At 37.7% G+C, this 17,179-nt stretch carries 10 protein-coding genes and 1 pseudogene; all 11 read right to left on the bottom strand.

Features of this window, described 5'->3' with window-relative positions; translation table 11 throughout:
- Positions 1-474: pseudogene (locus B2Y23_RS06365) on the bottom strand (hypothetical protein); the annotation flags it as partial.
- 20 nt (positions 475-494) lie between these two features.
- Positions 495-1,226: a type I Zorya anti-phage system protein ZorB1 gene (gene zorB1, locus B2Y23_RS06360; protein WP_131267807.1), complete on the bottom strand. Its 732-nt coding sequence runs from the start codon at positions 1,224-1,226 to the stop codon at positions 495-497.
- Between the two features lie 18 nt (positions 1,227-1,244).
- Positions 1,245-3,254 carry an anti-phage ZorAB system protein ZorA gene (gene zorA / locus B2Y23_RS06355; protein ID WP_131274336.1) on the bottom strand — a complete coding sequence of 670 codons (2,010 nt, stop codon included), beginning with the start codon at positions 3,252-3,254 and terminating at the stop codon, positions 1,245-1,247.
- 345 nt (positions 3,255-3,599) lie between these two features.
- Positions 3,600-4,877: an McrC family protein gene (locus B2Y23_RS06350; protein ID WP_131274291.1), complete on the bottom strand. Its 1,278-nt coding sequence runs from the start codon at positions 4,875-4,877 to the stop codon at positions 3,600-3,602.
- Between the two features lie 12 nt (positions 4,878-4,889).
- On the bottom strand, positions 4,890-7,418 hold the full coding sequence (locus B2Y23_RS06345) for an AAA family ATPase (RefSeq protein WP_409515227.1): 2,529 nt from the start codon (positions 7,416-7,418) through the stop codon (positions 4,890-4,892).
- Between the two features lie 870 nt (positions 7,419-8,288).
- Positions 8,289-9,071: a hypothetical protein gene (locus B2Y23_RS06340; RefSeq protein WP_131274292.1), complete on the bottom strand. Its 783-nt coding sequence runs from the start codon at positions 9,069-9,071 to the stop codon at positions 8,289-8,291.
- Positions 9,072-9,081: 10 nt separating this feature from the next.
- Complete coding sequence (locus tag B2Y23_RS06335) at positions 9,082-11,256, bottom strand: hypothetical protein (RefSeq protein ID WP_291369705.1); 2,175 nt, start codon at positions 11,254-11,256, stop codon at positions 9,082-9,084.
- 130 nt (positions 11,257-11,386) lie between these two features.
- On the bottom strand, positions 11,387-12,121 hold the full coding sequence (locus B2Y23_RS06330; protein ID WP_291369703.1) for a lecithin retinol acyltransferase family protein: 735 nt from the start codon (positions 12,119-12,121) through the stop codon (positions 11,387-11,389).
- Between the two features lie 28 nt (positions 12,122-12,149).
- Entirely contained in the window at positions 12,150-15,413 is a 3,264-nt protein-coding gene (locus B2Y23_RS06325) for a type I restriction endonuclease subunit R (RefSeq protein ID WP_291369701.1), read from the bottom strand.
- 34 nt (positions 15,414-15,447) lie between these two features.
- Complete coding sequence (locus B2Y23_RS06320) at positions 15,448-16,365, bottom strand: Abi family protein (protein ID WP_291369699.1); 918 nt, start codon at positions 16,363-16,365, stop codon at positions 15,448-15,450.
- Between the two features lie 187 nt (positions 16,366-16,552).
- Positions 16,553-17,179: restriction endonuclease subunit S (locus B2Y23_RS06315; RefSeq protein ID WP_291369697.1), on the bottom strand; the 627-nt coding region annotated here is incomplete at its 5' end.

The raw sequence follows: 17,179 nt of genomic DNA, 5'->3' as shown, positions 1-17,179 counted from the left end.
AGGACGTTTTAATTCTCTATAAACACCAGACCTATTTGTATTCAATATATCTCTCAATTGAACCCAAATTGCTGGCTTACTTTTTACATCTTCATTTTCTAAAGCAAAATAGCTGTACAACAATGGAAAATAAACGAGTCCAATAAGGTCCATCTCTGATTGTTGAAAGTGCTGGATAATCCTTTTACCAATATCACTAAAGATAAGTTTTTCTTGTGCACCTGGTAGTATTTTGCTTAATGCCCAAGCCAAATTTTTCCAATCTCTTCGTGTGAGGTGCCCAAAACCAGAGCTTTCTAATTTAGAAATTGACCTAAAAATTTTTTCATCTAAAGGAAGGCTATTTTCTAAATCATCAAACTTCTGATCAAGCACAGAAAGTGTTTTGAGCAGTCGTTGAGGCTTTACAAATTTCGCATTTGTAACATCTACAACTGAATGACCCCTTACTTTTTCCTCCAAACGACGTTTCAAGTTCGCTATGCTCATAGGTATCACCGCATCAATTGGCATGTTTCAATCGGCGCTGAAACAAAATGAGGTTGAGGCTCTGCACTTTCTTTTTCTTTTAAGCCATAAAACTGCATTCTCAATTCAACACGGCGAGATGCTTCCTTACTATCTTTAGCCGAGTTAAAAGATACCCCCCCAGCCAAGAATAATTGCTTAACCTGGTTTTTTTGCTGTTCAGTTAAAGTTAGGCCTGAGCTAAATTTAGGATCAAGTAAACTACACATCACCCATTCTGAACGACGTAAACTCAAGTTTAAATTATATAGATATGAACCATCTGTATCTGTAAAGCCTTCAATCACTATTTGCTTAAACCATTTTTCACCTTGTGGGTTATTTGCTTCTTCAAGAATAATTGGCACAATAGTATTTAGACGATTACGACCCACCTCATTTAAACGATAATCATTATGTGAAAAACGACCAGCTTCACCAAAATTAATGCGGTTATTTTTACAATCAACTTCAATGCCTGCATCTTTCAATTTGACACTGTGCTTGATACTCTGACAAATATTTAAAATTTCTGCACTTCTTTGATCTTCAGCTTGAGTAGCCTCATTAATCTTTTTAGTTACGATCATGAGTGATACAGCCATAACAACGAGAAATAAAGTCATTAATGCTGTCATTAAGTCCGCAAAAGAAATCCAAAAAGGTTTTTCACCTTCATCTTTAGGACGTGTCTTTTTAGAGTACCGATTACCTAGCATTGCTCATGTACTCCAGACTTAGTTTTTCTTTTGTCTAACGATATCTTCAAGATCCTCAACAAAGCTACCTAAGCCTTCTACACCACTTGAAAGACGCTTAACTGCTTGGTCAAGCGTATTATCATAAATACCTAAAGAATGGTTCAGACTTGTCTCAACCGATGCCCCGAAGCTATCAAAACTCTTCACTAATACATCACTTACTTGTTCAAGATAGTCTTGCATCTCTTTTTTTACTTGATTCAATGCTGTTGTCATTTGATTCATATCCTCAAGCATTTTAGTATTCATACCGGCTTCAGATTGCGCTTGTTTAATCAGCCCCTCAAGCGTACTGATCGCCTTATTAACGCTATCCTGAGAATTTTTATAATCACTCAATAACGAAATAAGATTACTGCTTGCACTAGTCAGATGAGTAGATGTAGTGGTTACTTCTGAGATCAATTGTGATGTTTTATCTGTGACACTAATAAGTGAAGTACCAGCTATATTAAATTGTTCCGAAGCTATACGCATTTTTTCTGCGCCGTTGTTCATTCCTGTAATACTATCAGTCGTCACCTGAGTGAGCTTTTGAATATTGTTTTTATAAGATTCAACTGCATTTTGACTATGCACAATTAATTCTTTGATTTCTACCCCAAGACTATCAATTAGGATTGAAGATTGTTCATGTAACTTATGCTGATTATCCGCAATTGTACGATCTTGCTCTATACGCTGTTTAGCAATATCTGCCATCACACCCGACATAGTTCCGCCCATATGTCCAATCAGCTCAGAAACTTTCCCATTTAATTGTTCAATCGCATATTGTCCCTGTTCTCCAATTTTTTCTGCACCCTTAGACAACTGTTCGACCATTGAATTCATTTGATCGGACATCGCATTTTGCTTTTGCTGAATATCCTCAATCATTTTAGACATTTGGTTTTCTAAGCTTTTTGTCGAACTTTCACTATTCACTTTCATATCAGTAATTAATTGAGTGAATCCTAATTGCATCTCTCTCATTGCAGATACTGATTGAGTCATCATCTCACTCATACCATTCATTTGAGTACCAAATGTTGATTCTAATTTGGTCATAAATGCAGTGAGTACATCTGTCATTAACTCTTGGACAGCAGAACTTTGATCACCACTGACCTGCTGTACACTTGACGCAATTTTCTCTAATGGTGCTTGTAAATTATCGGAAATAGACTGACCTATTTGATCAGCCATATCTTTGCTTGTTTTGGCATAGCTATCCGTTAATTGGGATGCAAAAGCCATTTGATTCTTTTTATTTTCATCAACCAAGTTAGTCATCATTACTTTTAGTTCATTGACTAAACTATCTTTCAACTGACGTGCATTCGTTTCATTTGCTTGCGATGATTTCAGTAATTTCGCTAAATATTCCTCACCGGTATCATCAGATTCAAAGAAATCATCTATCTCTGTTGTTAACATTTCCAACTGAGCATAACACTGTCTTAACCACGATTTCTCACGCCATGTAATTAACATTGCTGTAGCAATAGCCAATGCAGATGCCATAAAGGCTTCACTCACACCACCTAAGAGTAATCCAAGACTATCTTGCACTTTTTCAGGATTACCTGCTGGATCAAAAGCTAATAATCCGCACAGTAAGCCTGCAAAGGTAGCAATAATGCCGACACCCGTGATAATCCCTGGAAGATGTTTATAGAATTCAACTCTTAAAGGAGTATCAACAATAACCGATTGCGAGAAAAAAATATCACTCGATACAGTCGCACGAGATGCTCTTAAAACATCTGCACCATCGACAACTTCATAGCTATCATGGAAAGAATGTTTATAATTCAACCATGCATGTTTTAATGGAATACTGTTATCAAAAACATGATCTAAAGCATGAGTATTAACATTAGGTTGCTGTTCAACTTGCTTTAAAGCTTTTATGGCATCACATAATTGAGTATCAAGCTGTTTTGCTGGTTTAATATATTTTATGTAGAACCTATAGCTAATCACAGCGACAAATATCCCCATAAGAACTGGGATAATAAAATAACTTTGCAAAAATGCTGCAATAGCTAAAAAATTCACAACCGCTCCCCTTCAACTATTATAAAGTTGATTTTTATTAAATAATTATGTGCAATATATCACAAATTACAAACCTAGCTCACAATCAAAGAAAGGCAAGTAAATGCATTGTTTTTCAAAAATTTAAAAATAATATAGTTAAAAATTTTTCTAAAAAAGTGGCGGCTATTCACTTTATCCTTTAAAACAAATTTTCCACCATTACCCATTGAGTACTCAAAATTGTACTTAATGAGTGTTTATGTTGGGTTAGGTACAAAATATTGCACCTAACCCCATGCAAAATAGCTACAAAATTTTAAAATTTTCTGGCTCATCCAGATTAAATGGTACGACTCGCAGCTTTGCACCATCCGTTTGCCTAAACTCAAACTCATCTAAAGGCCGATTAAACTTTTCAACTCTATAAGGATAAATCAATATTACTTCGCTCTCATGTTCTAAGTAAAAGTGACTGTAAGCAAACATCTGCTGAATATCACTGTCTTTTAAACCGTATCGTCCACTACGATCACTTTGATCAATCAACTTCCATTTGGTATCCATGACAATATTTTTATCATCAGATCGCTCAATAAAAATATCTGGCTTGAGTTTGAAGATATTGCTATTTTGATGTTTACAGATATGTTCCATTGCATGCTGTATCTTGACCTTACATTCAGGCAAGTTACGGCGCAGATGATAAGCCACGTAGTGCTCGAACAACTTTTCCATTGGGAACAGCAGGCTCATACCACGCCACTCACCGGACGTTGATACAGGCATATATTCGCCAAGGATTAGCTCAGTCCAAGGCTTAATCTCATCATAGAGCGCAAGTAAGCGTCCTGATTGCCATTGTCTCAAATCCTGCCTTATGTTCTGACTTCGTGGTATTTCACCCGTCATCAGGCGGAGTTCTTGCGCTAATTTCCAATTACTCGCATCTTTAGCCTTTTTACAGACGATTTCCAATGCGGTACGAATCAACCTATTTTCAGGGCGATTGACTTCATATACATCATGTTCGATTGGGAAAATATGCCTTTTAGACGGAGGCTGGCGCATGTATTTTACATGCTGCAACTGCCCTCTTAAGAACCTCTGCTCTTCCTGAACTCGATTGTAGTCAAAACGTAAGCCACGTTGAACCAATCGTTCAAAAGAGGCTAAAAACTGGCTGATAATCCACTCATGCAGTGACTGTTTAAAGCGATTTAGGTTCGCCGCACCCGCTTCACGGTATGGTAAATGCAAAGAAACACTGAGCATTTCCTGAAGCAGTCTACGTTCTTGCTGAATAATACTTTGATCATCAGTCCCACTCATTTCCACATGCTTCGGCAGCATTTCAATACGTGTGCCACATTTGGTTTCAATGACACCCACATACTGATCTAGCTTGATCTTTCTTCGACCTGCCAATTCAAATACTTTCGCACCATGCTTTGAAAAGGATGCAGCCAACTCACACAAATGCTCAAAGGCAGACTCAGAAATATAAGCATGGTCTAGTGTCGACTTAGGACAGCCTTCATAAGCGATACTGATGAAGGCATATTCTCGAACTGTAAAATCAGGCATAGATATCCCCGATTAATACTTAATGATCTTAGTAAAACTTTCAATTGAATCAAATGTGGAATCAACTAATTCCCAGGTTTTTTGATCTTCAAAGAAGCCTTCTGAACCAGTATCGACATTAGGGAATAAAGCTGATTTTTCCACTGCTTTTGGTTTAAGCATGCCATTGGCATTTAAGACCATATTGATCTTTGACCAATCATCAAAAAAGTATTCTTGAAGCTGTGGAATAATCCTCTGCTTAAAAATATCTGCGAGATTTTGCAAGGTTGGCTGATCTTTCAATGACATGAAATTAGCATGACCAATGCAATGATCACGATCCAGCAGGACTTCAATACGTTGATTAATGACCGTCAGTAACTGTTGAACATCTATGTCTTCGACATTCACATCATTTAGTAATTCTGGCTTTGGAGGCATTTCAATAAAGGTAAAGCGACGACGCAAGGCAATATCTAAACCTGTTAAAGAGCGGTCAGACGAGTTCATCGTCCCAATCAGATAAACATTATCAGGCACACAAAATTCTTTTTTAGAATATGGCAAAGTTACAGATAAAGCTTCATCAGCTCCTTCACGTTTTGAATCTTCAATTAAAGTAATCAATTCACCAAAGATACGAGAAATATTACCTCGGTTGATTTCATCAACAATCAATACATATTTATTTTCTAAGTTACTTGAATGCTTAGCTTCTGGCTGTAACAAAGCTGATAGCTTCGATTTATCAACAGCATTTTCTAAGTTATAGACTGTTGATTGAGAGAAAATTTTCTTAAAGTAATCCTCATTTTTCAAACTTGGTGAAAAAGTTTTTAGCCAATTGACCTTTCTGAGCTGATGATATCCAAACTCCTGATTTTCATCATACTCATAATTCCCTGTAACCTCAGCAATTGCTCTAAACTTCAAATTCCCATCAGTAATAACGACTAAATCACCATTCTGAATTTTATTCTTGAAAGTATTCACATAACCAGCAGCTGTATCTTCACTGTCTTTAGGATAATTAACTTCAGCTAATTTACTCTTGATGAACTGTATATTTTCGCACTTACTAAAATTAACTGCATCCCCCCATCCTAGCAGAATGACATTATTGTCTAAACAAGAGCGGTACAGGTCATCTTCAATCCCTGCTTTCCCCAAAGACATCTTCCAGACTTTTTTATTTGATAGGTCAATTTCATCTTCAATATTGGATTGAACATTTCCTTTAGCCAACTCAACGATTTCTTTAAATACCCCTGCTTTAATCGGATATTTTAAATTTCCTTTATCATCCGTTTCAGCACGAATCCCTTCTACAAAATCTTCATAGCTAAAGCTTTGATGAAAGGTGACAAATTTGATTTGCCCTTGAGATTTATATTCATCAAACCGTTTTTTGAGCACCGTGCGATCTTCATTCTCTAATGATTCAAGGGTTTTATTTTCAATAATGGATAGTGCATGGTTGATTGTATGAAATGTCTTACCTGTACCTGCAGCGCCAAATAAGATACGGTTTAAAGGTTGTTGAGTCATGACTTCATCCATTAATTCTTCAGTTTGCTGTTTCTTTTGTTTGTTATCCAGGTAGCCTTTTCTTACCATCGCAAAAAGCTTTTCTACATAAGGGAAAAATTGCTGTTCTCCCTTATCAGCCAATAAAAGAGGTAAAAACTCTGGAAGTGGTAATTTAGGGTATAGATGATCATAGCCAATACGTTTTGTATTCACTTTACTCACAATTGGAATGATGAAAGGATCGTTAAAATCCTGATATAAAAATGCAATCATCCACTTCAGTCCTTTAGTAAACTGAATTTGGTCAATTGCCTTTAAGTCACGGCGCTGAGCTGCATCTACAATCTCAAGTATTTCTTGCTTGAGTGTTTCAAATGCGAGACTTGCATCATCCCCAAGCCGTTTATTCCATGAATACGGTTTTTTATTATGATATTTATCGTTATCTCCTAGGCCTATAGGCTCCCAAATATCAAAATAACAAGCAAAGGTTGGATCGCCTTGGGTTGGATCAAAACTATCAATTTGCGTAATAAAACATTCTATATTTTTAGCCTGATGATAGTCTTTAATGGACATGTTCTTGAGACGATCAATTGGCCAACCCTTTAAAAACTCTTTAACTTTACGCTCAAGCGCCGTAGTCTGATCACCACTTTCCTCATACCAATCACAAAAATTTTCTAATTCATTTAAATTACTGATAATCACTGAGAATGCTTTATTTCCAACCTGTAATGTTTTTGCATGTGTGGAGAGATGATGGTGTCGTGTATCAGTTTCTGAATATTCTTTCTTAATTGTTAATTTTATTTCTTCTGGAGGCTGAGCATCACAAATTATTACTGGAGTTTTAGATTCTGGATCTAAAGCTAATTCTCTTCCTAGATGTGTTTTAAATGCCGCTATATGAACTGTTCCTGAATAGGTATTAGGATACCTTTCTTTTAGATACTCTACAGCTTGGGCTGCAGTCAAACTCTGATTTTTATAATCGACAGGCAACAAGCCTTGTCCATTCAAACTCATACCAAATTCAAATGCGTATTTCTGCAACTCACATAACCAATCCGTGAATTTATAATCAGCAGAATTCTTAGAAGAAAATTCAAAACAGAAATTTGGATCATTTTCATAAATAAAATCTGCTAGAGCTTGAATGACTCCCAATTTGAAAAATAATTCACCATTCTCATTATTTCCTAAATGGCTCACTAATAGAAAGTCTTTTACCCTACCTGTTAAAATAGGCTTAATACCAAATCCAAGATAGCCATATTTACCACTTCCTGCATGATAGATGTCTATATTAGGAAATATAGTCCGTATATCGTTGAGTGCTTGCCAAAACCATTCTATTTCAGCATCTTCTAATTTTTCTAAAAAAAGTTGAATACGATCGACTTCAAATTTAACCTTCAGTTCTTGCAAATCCACTATTAATTACCTATTTTATTTCATAAAAACTTAATTTACTAAATCACTTTCACATCAATGAAAATATTAACCTTTCATTAATATTCTGCACTGTAACTCTCTCAATTAATTCTGCTTTTAAACCTTTTTCCAAGCCCCAGCCAATGCTATCCAAGCTTTACTTTCTTTTAACCAGATACATCTGCAAAACTCTGTCAGGTCATAAAATTGCTGGTCTGTTTCTTTTAAGATATCGTAAAGCCTAATGTGTCTATCGTATATACGACCAACCAAACCTAAAATTCTTTCTGCAAGTACATGATGTTTATCTGTGAATTACTGTGCTCTGACAGCTTTAATCCCATTTTGATTCATAGTTTTTAGCTCTTTATAGCCAAGTTTATACCCCTGATTTAATTAAAACCTTCAACAATGCAGAAAAAGCCAGGTACATCACCTAGCTTTTTGTTACTAACAATTGATTTAAGACTTCTGCTCAATTTTTAATTGATCGCTACTACCAATCTGCGCCGTTGCATTATAAGGAAGCTGTGCATTTACATGCATCACCTGTTCAATGTGCTCAATACGTTTAGAAATGACGGTATCAATATGGGCCTGCATTTGCTTCTTACTTTCAACAACAGAGGCAACGACAATATGACAACGTTCATTCAGTTTCTTCAACTGTTCTGTCTTGAAATCAAAATGCTTTGCCATTTCTCGATCAATACCACTCATATAAAGTTTTCGGCTGTCTGATTCCTCCGGGAATTTGTTTGCTATATCCAACATCTGGGGAACTTTTGAAAACATAAAGTCGTCATTTTCGATATCTTTTCCCAGATCAGCATACATTGCTTCAACTTTCTGAACTTGTTCCTGACTACCGTTCTCCAAGAGAACCAAACGCTCTTCAGCGAGTAAATTGACCTCTTTAAGCATTTGCATCATTGAGCCTTGCATCGCCTGAAAGCCTTTGCATCGAGCTTCAATCATCACTGCTTCCAGACGAGCATTGACTTCCATCAATTCAAGCTGAGCATTTTTAACAAGATCGACACGTTCATTTTCTAGTTTAGCAACTTCCACCTTATCTGGATCATAGTTGGTCACTGTAGAGCTTGTAGAAGTCGACGTTGAATATGAACCGCCATAGTCTCGATCTCGTCCCCCCCCACTATTTGATGAAGACCCGCTTAAAAAACTACCAACAGCACTTGCAGCACTGCTCACAAAACTACCAATTGAACTAAACAACCCCATTGCCTACCCCTTATTTTTGTAAAGCCTTACGCATTTTAAAAATCAATGTATTTACGTCTTTTTCTCGTTGTGCCAATGCTTCACTATAGCTTTGAGCATCCTGCAAACATGCTGCTAAGTTCTGTTGTTGGACTTTACGTAATTCTTCACTCATGATTAAAACGACATCATCACGTTCTATAAGCTGTTCTTTGGCTAAAAAATCTGTGATTTGATTGACCACGCCTTGCTGCCAAACCTCACTAAAGCGTATTAACCAGATTTTTTGCGCCGTTGTTTTAGTATTAAAGATGATCTTTTCCAACTGTTGCATGAACTGGTGAACTAATTTTGTTAGCTCTTGTTCTTTTTCAAGCTTCTCTTGACGGTGCCCATTCGCTTGGAATGCATACGTCGTATGAATACCTAAACGTTTTTGTAGATAGAATTGGTCCAATCCTGATTGATACTGTTCAATACATGGCAATACATCAAGAACAGTTTGTTCATCTATGATTTTATTTAAGCCCGCATCCAACAAAGGCTGAATCTGTTTTAAAAGGGATAACCGTTCACTACGCCATTCTGCAAACCATTTTGCAATTTCTTCCGATTCAATACTGTTATCTAGACCTAACTGCATTAAGTCCTGCTGATATTTATCTACCAGAATGAGATAATCCTCTGCTGATTTACGTAGCACACCAACAACTACCTTTACAAAATCAAGCGATTGGTCCAGCCATTCCATTTCTTTTAATGTCTTGGTACTGAGTGTTGCACTATGCTCAGCAAGCAACGTAAAGCTTGGACGTATCTGTTGTTCAATCTCTGCTAAGCCAGATAATGTATTTGTCTGTTCTAAATTTGAAGCAATTTGCTGAGATTCTGACAGTAGATTAATTAAGTTTGAACGCAATGGCGTTAGGCCTATATCAAGACGTTTTTTTAGATGTTGTAGTTGTGATTCAAGTAACTGCTTTTCTTCAGCCGTCACATTGATACTTACAGGTAGCTTTTTATCTAGTTCTTGATTGAGTTCGACTGTGTTTTTAACGAGGTTCAGATGTTGATTTTCCCACTCATCAATACGGTTTAATAAAGTATTAATCCATTGCTGGCTTGCTTGGCTGTATTGCCATACAGAATTATTAACTGCTATTAGATCAAATGTATCGAGTTCTAAACGATAATCAAAGTCTGATGTAAATACATTAATAGGAGCAGGTTCTGGCAACTCAGCAATTTGTGACTCTAATCCTACTAACTTCTTTTGCAATTGTATTCGCTTGTAGTAAGCATCGAAAATCTTATTGTATTCATCACATTGCTGTTGAGCTTCATTTAAACGTTCTTGAAAATCATCTTCATCCTCATTATGAAACTTCTCCAGAAAAGGTTCAAAATTTGGAACCCAATCTTGTTGTATAAAAAAGTCTAAAATAGTCTTTGCTTTCTCTAAATTTGTTAGCCGAGGATTATCTATTGTCACTTCTGGATTAGTAAAAAATTTTAAAGCCGGAAAGATCACCCAGGTTGAATGATTCTTCACTCCTGAAAATTCAAAATTTTCTGCATTTTTTTTAAAATTTATAATACCTTGAGTAGAATAGCTAAGACGAGCATTTGTATAAACTTCTATACTTACAAGTTGTTGGCCTGCAAATTTTATAGGAAAATTAAAATCTCTTTGGTCTTTATAGCCTGTAATATTTTCCTGTTCTGAATTAAATTTAAAATAGTTAGTAAGTACATCCCATTGTTTTTTTCCAATCCCATTAGGCGCATATTCTTTTTTTTGCTTCTCCCAATCACCCCAAGGCACATGAGGCATGTATTCAAAATTGGGGAATAAAAATCCATTTCTTTTATCAAAAACAATTTCACGTTTATTTTTGAACCCATACCAATCCTGCTGGCTAATTGCCTCCAACAAAATTTTCTCAGCACCTTCTTGAAAATTTTCTAACTCAGGGGCTAATTGCGCTAGTTTTGCTTGTGCCTGATTAAGCAATGATTCTTGTTTTGCCTTTTCCAACTGAAGCTGACTAACGTGTTCAATCACCTCTGGCGAGCTTTTATCAAATAGTTGAAATTGTAACTCTTTAAGCTGTTGTAACATTGTAGCTCGTTGCTGTTCTAATGCATCTCTTTCAGCATAATTAATTTTAGAAACCGTATTCACATCACCCTCTGTATCTTTCATTCAAGTTTTATTAAAACTTTCACATTTATTATTTACACAATGACCTAAGAGATATAATTCCTTATATCTCCAAATAAAATTGAGTCAAAAATTTCCAATAATTAAAATATAAATCTTATGACTAAAGTCATCACCAATTACGTCGATCCCAATGCAACCATTGTTTAGCATCTAAGGTGATATCACTTTGTAGTTTAAGCATAGTCAGTATGGTGAGTCGATTCTCAGGATCACCAGTTAAACAACTTGCAGAAAATTGGTGGCAATTATCAAAAAATAAGTTGTAATCACGTCTAGAACTTATAAATTTTCTTGCACGTTCAGCAACAACCTCACTGCCTACAGGATCACCATTATTACAAGAGACATAAATGGCATTTGCAGGTGTACCACTAATGAATTCTTGAGGAGTTACACTTTCAATATTTCCATGTTTGTTTAAATGGACAATTTTATTGTTACCAATATAAACACCTGAATGTTCAGTGTTCAAAAATAAATTACAATACACAATTGATCCTGGTATTGGATTTACTCTCATACTCAGATTATTTAATCCATTCGCGACATAATGAGTAGCTATATATTTAGAAACAACAGTGGGTTCAATACTTCCAGATAATGCACCTGTAAGAATATATTTAGCTGAATTTAAAAGGATCGCTGGATCATCTCCTGCTTTCTCAACAATGACCGTTGCCTTCTCAATAGTCTCAATAGTTTTCATTTCAGCATCAAAGGCTTTTTCTTTAGCAACCATCACAGCATATTCAACAACACTGTTATATTTAATAGCATCTGTTGCACTTTTGGCTGTGTCTGTTACAGCATCAATCGCATTACTGAAAAAATCTTTAATTCCCATAACTCCCCCCCTAATTTAACTTTATCTTTTAAATCGATTTATTCTGCTTACTCACCAACACATCATAAATAATATGCGCAAATTGCTTCATCTTCGTAGGATCACTCATCAACTGTGTCATTTGCTCCATATGCGCTGCATTACTGTCTAATACAGCATCATCAAGCGCCGTATCAAACTCACCTAGCATGGCCTGTTCACGAGTGTTGTTATGAATCTGCATCATCATCCGCGTATTTTCAGACATCTTGTCAGCAATGGTCAGAGCATAGTTGATCATGTCTTTCTCTGTCAGATTGTCCGTCACAAACAGATCATTCATACGGCTTAAAATCTGCGACAAAAAGTCTTCTTTCTTGTCTTTCGGCTTTGCAGTACCCAGTTCATTACCAGGCTCAAGTTTATGCTCGGTACTATCGGCTTTAAGCTGAATATCCTGTTGGCGTAACTTGGACAAACGGTAATGCGTCATTGCAACATTGCTTAGATCAACCTCATCTTCTTCGGCCACCTGTTCACGCAGTAATGGGCGCAAGTTACGGGCAAAAAGACTGAGCTTCTCCAACTCCTTGTCGTCATATTCCACGATCTGAGACATAAACTCATAGAAACGGGTAAAACTGCCTAAATCCTTTTTAAAGATTTCCAGTGCATCACGGGCTTTCTTCGCTTCAGCAAATTCGTTTTCCGCATTGGCAATTAGTACGGCGTCACCTGTCTGTTTACAGCGTTCTAAACGGTTCTTGGTGACATCATAATCATTCATGGCTGTCGTGTAGCGATGTTGCCAGCGTTGCATCGCAGGCTTACAGATATTGGCAAGTGCCGCATTGGGTTTGTTCTTGCTATAAAAAGCTTCTGTAAACTGCTCTACCTCAGTCATAAGGAAAATACCTGCTGATTTCAGCTTGTTGGCCAGATCGTACACTTGATCAGGATTGGACACATCTGCCAGTTCTGCTGTTTGGTAGTAAGGTTGGAAGGCATCCAGTATATCTTGCGGTTCATTAAAGAAATCCAGAACAAAGGTGCCAGTTTCTGCTTTACCCGGATAAGTACGATTCAAACGAGATAAGGTCTGTACGCACTCTACTCCACCTAGCTTTTTATCTACGTACATGGCACACAGCTTCGGCTGGTCAAAGCCGGTCTGGAACTTGTTTGCCACAATCATTACCTGAAAGTCATCGCTATCGAATGCCTTACGCATTTCACGACCTTTCATATTTGGGTTCATATTGCTTTCAGTGAATTTCTGCCCCAGTAAATGACTACTATCAGAATCGTTCTGGTTGAATTCTACCTCACCAGAGAATGCCACCATGGCTTGAATATTCTGGTATTTGTTCTCAGCAATGTATTTATCAAAAGCCTGTTTATAGCGCACCGCCTCTTTACGTGAACTGGTCACTAGCATGGCTTTGGCCTGACCACCCAATAAACCCATCACGTTCTTTTTAAAATGCTCAATAATCACGCCAACCTTTTGCGAGATATTATGGTCATGCAAGCGCACCCATTGGTTCAGCTTGATCTTGGCTTTCTTGGCATCAACGGTTGCATCTTTTTCTTCAATCTTCTGCTTGAGCTTATAGATGACTTTATAGTTGGTGTAGTTCTTCAATACATCCAGAATAAAGCCTTCTTCAATGGCCTGACGCATGGAATAGACATGGTAGGCTTCAGGCAAATTGGTCTTCGACGGCGGCATGGTTGGGTCAGGTAACCGACCAAAGAGCTGTAAGGTTTTATCCTTTGGCGTGGCAGTAAAGGCATAAAAACTTAAGTTAGCACTACCCTTACGTGATGCCATCACTGCATCGAGTACATCTTCCGAAGATAGCTGTTCATCTTCTTCACGCTCTTCAATCATCAGGGTTTCTTTGAGCTGACGCGCCGTGGAACCGCTTTGGGATGAATGGGCTTCATCGGCAATGACGGCGTATTTACGTTCTTTTAAACTGGTGCTGTTTTCAATGGCACGCAGTACAAACGGGAAAGTCTGAATGGTGACGATGATAATCGGCTGCGCCATTTCCAAGGCTTTGGCCAGTTTCTCGGATTTAGAGCCATCACCTTCTTTATTGTTAATCCGACCCACGACGCCATCGGCATGTTCAAACTGATAGATCGTATCCTGAAGCTGTGCATCCAAGATGGTTCGGTCTGTCACCACAATCACCGAATCAAACATCTTTTTATTATTGGCATCATACAGACTGGAAAGCTGATGCGCCGTCCATGCAATCGAGTTGGATTTACCCGAACCGGCACTGTGCTGAATCAGGTATTTTTGTCCTGTGCCTTCTTTAAGGGAATCTTGAACCAGGTTATTCACCACTTTCCATTGGTGATAACGGGGGAAGATCAGGCTCTCTTTTTTGTATATACGACCTTCCCAGTCTTCCTTTTCTTCAATCTGAAGATGGATAAAGTTACCGACAATATTCAGCAAGCTATCAGGTGTGAGTACTTCATTCCATAAATAGCCTGTTGCATATTCATTTTGATTTTCAGGAATGTCATTGCCTGCACCCTGCTCTTTGGTGCCTTTGTTAAATGGCAGGAAATAGGTGCTATCACCATTCAAATGCGTCGCCATATAGACTTCATACTGACTGACGGCAAAGTGTACCAATGCGCCACGTTTAAACATGAGCAAGGGTTCAGGCTTGTTGGTTTCAGGGTCTTTGGGTAAGCGAGTCTTTCTATACTGTGTCATGGCATTTTGCACAGCCTGTTTAAACTCAGACTTGAGTTCTAGAGTTGCCACTGGAAAACCATTGATAAACAGGACCAGATCAATGCGCCATTTTTTGGCTTGTTTGCCTGTTGCCTCTAGTTCGGCTTTGCTGGCGTATGGGCTATACACCAGTTCAGGCACCACACGGCAGATGTTTTGCTGATAGCGTTGATTCAGTTCAGGGTTTAAGCCATGCTCAGGTTTAAACTGGCAAAATGAGAAACGTACCCCACGGGTACGAATACCATGCCGTAATACGCCCAATGTGCCATAGCTGCGAGATTCGACATCGGTAGCATTGATGTCAGCTTTTTTAAGCTGAGCCTCCACGGTATCTAAAAAATGGCGTTCGGTATCATTCGGGAAGATGTTTTTAAATTTCTGCCACTCTTTGTCTTGGGTCTTTTGCACAAAGCCTAAAACATCCTGTTCATACAAAGCTTTTTCACGGTTATAGCCTATACCTGAACCAACAAGCCAACCATGGCTTTGCATTTGCGCAATAATATCTTTCTGGAAGATAGTTTCTAAAGTTGCATCCGATCTCATGTTTCCCCTACCCCTAAATACCCAAATTTCTTTATTACTGTTCTATTTGCCAAACTGGATAGCTTTGCCAATCTTCAGGGAAGCCCATCGCTGTTTTTGATATGTTGTGATGTGTCAAAAGTAGATCAACCAGACGTTTACGCCATGTATGTTGTGGGGCGATTTTGTCCATGAAATAAAGCAGAAATACCAGACTGTTATAAATTTTTCGCTCTGCCGAGTTACTAGGTTCAAAATTGCATTGCACCCGAAGCCCCATCGGCTTACTGCGCGGTTTGGCAATGGTTTTGGTAAATTTTCGGTTCCATAGTCTTGAATGATGAGCACAGGTATTTCTTAAGTAGACAAAATGCTGCAATAAGCCTTCAAACTGTTTTTCATCGCAATCAAAATGACTGGAAATGGCTTTACGTGTCTGAATCGGTGCCAAGAGCTGATACCATTTGGACAGTTGACCAAAACTCATCACTTCGCAGGTGGCCCAGATTGGTGGTAATTCAGGATCATCATAGGTATGTTTATAGTGTTCTATAAAGACTTCATCTGCGCGGGACACTTCAGTTTTCAGTGATTCGAGTAAGCTGTGCCATCTAAAGGCGGGTTTAAAGTATTGCCCTTGCAGATAGGCGTGACAACCATGCCGATGTGCCAGTTCATAGGCAAAACGGGTACGAACGGCAACTTCCAGGCGTTCTATGGCATCCAGGATGAGTAACCTTAACTCACGGTCAAATACATACAACGCTAACACCTGTTCAAAACTGGTATCTGGTTTAAAGCAATGTGGTGAATGAGTATATTCAAACGGAAGCCAGTAGGCACCTAAGCGATAATAATTGATTTGCTCTAGGTAAAATTGTGCATCTTGCTCATTGGCAAATTGCATACCACGCGCTTTTAATAGCTCAATTTGTTCAGCAAAGGTTTTGGCAGGCTTATTGAAAGATTTCATAGATGGCTTGCCCTGATTTTTATATTTTTTAGGGCTCCAGAAACAAGTAACCCGACAGTTTGAGGATGCAATTGCTTGCCTAGCCTTGTCGGGTGTTGTTGAGCATATAGTGAATCATTGCAATTATTTATGCAATGATTTTTTGTATCTGCTTGATTCCACATTTGTTTGAGGCAACTGAGAATATTCATGCGCTAAACTCCGTTTTAGCCTCATTGGGATGTTGCCAGTTGCGTACGTCGATCTTTCCTGTAACCGCAGATGAAATAAGGGCTGTACGGCGTTCTTGCATCAGTTGAATGGCTGATTCGGCTTTATTAATTAAAGTATTGAACTTTTCAATATTATCCATGATGAAATGAATAATTTTATTTTGTTCTTCTACGCTTGGAACAGTAATAGATATCTGCTTAGTTTTTTCTTGGTTAATAATACCTATAGTAGAAGAATTCGATAATTGCTTAATTTGCTCCAATTGACTCATTAAAGAGAATGTTAGAAATTCAGGATTTATAAGCTTATTACAAGTCAAAACATTAATTTGTTGATTACACGAAAAATCTCTATCACTGATAGCAACTTTACCTAAAGTTGCTCCAATTCCAATCATTAAAACTGACTTCCCTTCATACAATTTACTATCCCCATCTTCTACTGATGAGAATGTGACATATTTGGAAGAATCAACAATTTTAAGATCTCCAGAAAAATCCCCAGGAGTAAACCAATTAATTTCAGGCACTTCAGCAAATGAACTTTGATTTTTAGGTGTTCCTCCTGTCCCAACATATTTAGTTAAATATTTAATAGGTAA

It is taken from the genome of Acinetobacter sp. UBA5934, from assembly GCF_002430855.1.
Taxonomy (GTDB): domain Bacteria; phylum Pseudomonadota; class Gammaproteobacteria; order Pseudomonadales; family Moraxellaceae; genus Acinetobacter.
The sequence above is the reverse complement of the archived record's forward strand: the minus strand, read 5'-3'. Positions and strand labels throughout refer to the sequence as shown.